The sequence below is a fragment of the Arsenophonus sp. ENCA genome (genome assembly GCF_002287155.1).
Lineage (GTDB): Bacteria > Pseudomonadota > Gammaproteobacteria > Enterobacterales > Enterobacteriaceae > Arsenophonus > Arsenophonus nilaparvatae.
The window spans coordinates 1-2,015 of sequence record NZ_NHNG01000808.1; the positions used below are offsets into that span (position 1 = coordinate 1).

At 40.1% G+C, this 2,015-nt stretch carries 2 protein-coding genes and 1 pseudogene; 1 reads left to right on the top strand and 2 read right to left on the bottom strand.

All coding sequences use genetic code 11. The features are described 5' to 3' along the window. Positions 1-281: transposase family protein (locus CBG25_RS20965; RefSeq protein WP_290603775.1), on the top strand; the 281-nt coding region annotated here is incomplete at its 5' end. 248 nt (positions 282-529) lie between these two features. On the opposite strand, the gene mnmC is transcribed toward CBG25_RS20965, so the two are convergent. Together mnmC and CBG25_RS20975 are read right to left on the bottom strand one after the other, a co-directional pair. Then, entirely contained in the window at positions 530-1,402 is an 873-nt protein-coding gene (gene mnmC, locus CBG25_RS20970; RefSeq protein ID WP_366212828.1) for an FAD-dependent 5-carboxymethylaminomethyl-2-thiouridine(34) oxidoreductase MnmC, read from the bottom strand. Positions 1,403-1,783: 381 nt separating this feature from the next. Further along, positions 1,784-2,015 (bottom strand): annotated as a pseudogene (locus CBG25_RS20975) (group II intron reverse transcriptase/maturase); the annotation flags it as partial.

Below are 2,015 nucleotides of genomic sequence, written 5' to 3' on the forward strand. Positions count from 1 at the left end.
AGGTAACCATCTGGGCAGATACCGGTTTTCAAGGTATAGATAAACAGCATCCTAATACACAAATCCCAAAAAAAGGAACTCGAAAAAGACCTTTATCGCCTGAACAAAAACAAGAAAATAAAATAATCTCGGGCATCCGTATTACAGTTGAACACGCCATCGCGGGTATCAAGCGCCTCGGTTGCATGACCCAAATTTTACGGAATCGTAGACCCTTTATTGATGATACCTTCTTACTCCTTAGCGCAGGTCTTTGGAATTTCCATCTCAGAACAGCGTAAAATTTACTTCAATCACCGAAACACCCTTATTTCACTATTAAGCAACACGCTTATAGAATCAGTAGCGTGATAATCAAAAAAAATCTAATTATTTAGAATGAAAGCCAAGGGTTAATTGAAAATCTTGAGTTTTTCGAGGTGCCCTACAAGCTATCTTAAAAAAAGAGGTGGCTTATGGATTTATTGCATCCTCACGTTGTGCAATGCAGTACATCCTTTAATGGAGATTAAATTTTTTTGCTAGAAAGCTAATTATCCAGTTTAACCGCCCGGCCTTGTAATAATTTTCTGATCCAAAAACGGTTAGGATTGAGATTTGCCAATATATCATCGTCAAAAGGCAATGGTTCAGCAAAAATTTGACTGCAAAGTAGCTCTGCGCAAATTGGCGCGCTACATAATCCTCTCGCGTCCAATGCGCCAATAACAAATAGATTGTCATGAATTGGGGCTTGCAAAATATGCTGTTGCTCACTGAGCTGTTTATCTAGCTGTGCATATTGAAGAATAAGTTGATCAACATCCGGTATATTACCGACCATCGGTAGATGATCACGAGTAACACAGCGGATGCTTTGGCGTGATGCATTTTGGCTGATATCAATTTCTTTTGTCCATCCAACATCAGGCAAACAGGTTAATAAGCGCGCATGGTTTTCTTGTTGCTCCAATTTGGAGTATTCTAGTGTGAGTTGATGACGTTTATAGCTAGCACCTAAACAATGATATTGATGATGAGAGGGTGTTATATATCCGGCATAACAGAGTGTTGTTTGCAGTTGCTTAAGTATCGGTGTGGTCGGAATATGGCTCACTTGCCCGCGAACAGCACTAACGGGTAATTTTTCCGTTTGAGAAAATAAAGGCAGTTGATGACCATTAGCGATAATGACGGTTTTATGGGTTATTTGTCGTTGCATATCTCCTTGTTTAAATAGCAATTTCCAGCCAGCGGCACTATTTTCCAGCTGAATAAGACGATGATTAAAATGACTGATTAAACCTTGTTGTTGCCCATATTGCCAACTACTGGATGTTAACTCAGCTGGACATAACCAACCAGCAGCTGGATAGTAGATGCCATCATGGTTAACATCAACACCACAAATGGTTTGTAATATTTGTCGAGTTTCATGGTGTACAAAATCAGCTGGCCAATTTTTTGTCGGCTTTTTACGTCATAAGCTAACTGTACTAAACCGTTCCAATCGTGAGCAAATGCGATGCCTAACTGTTGAAGTTGAATGTAATAGCGTTTTGCAAAAGTAAAAGCGGTAATAAGTCGGGTAGCAAGAGCGTATTTCTGCGCTCCCGCCCCCTAAGAGGCTGTCGCAAAAGGGGTATTTACAATAAAAATAATTTAATTTTTTCTTTAAAATCAAAATATTGAAATCATTAAAAACATGATACTACCTCTTTTGCGACAGCCTCCCTAAGAACGCAGCGTGCAACTTTCACTGCACTGCGCTCAAGCCTCTCAAAGCCTCCATTACGTCAGCCGGTCAGTACCTAAATTTATGGAAGTGACGTTTTGCAAAATACTCATCCCATTCAGGGTCAAATGGATTAGCTTTCTGCTGAATTCTGATATGCCGACGGATCTTTACATCGCTGGCATTGACCAGTTTTATCAATCCGGTTGCGGCATTCTCATCACATGCAGCAAATACCCAATGGCGATGACCTACCTGTTTAAAGTATTTGTCCTTAATCCATTGCACACGTTTTTTGGGA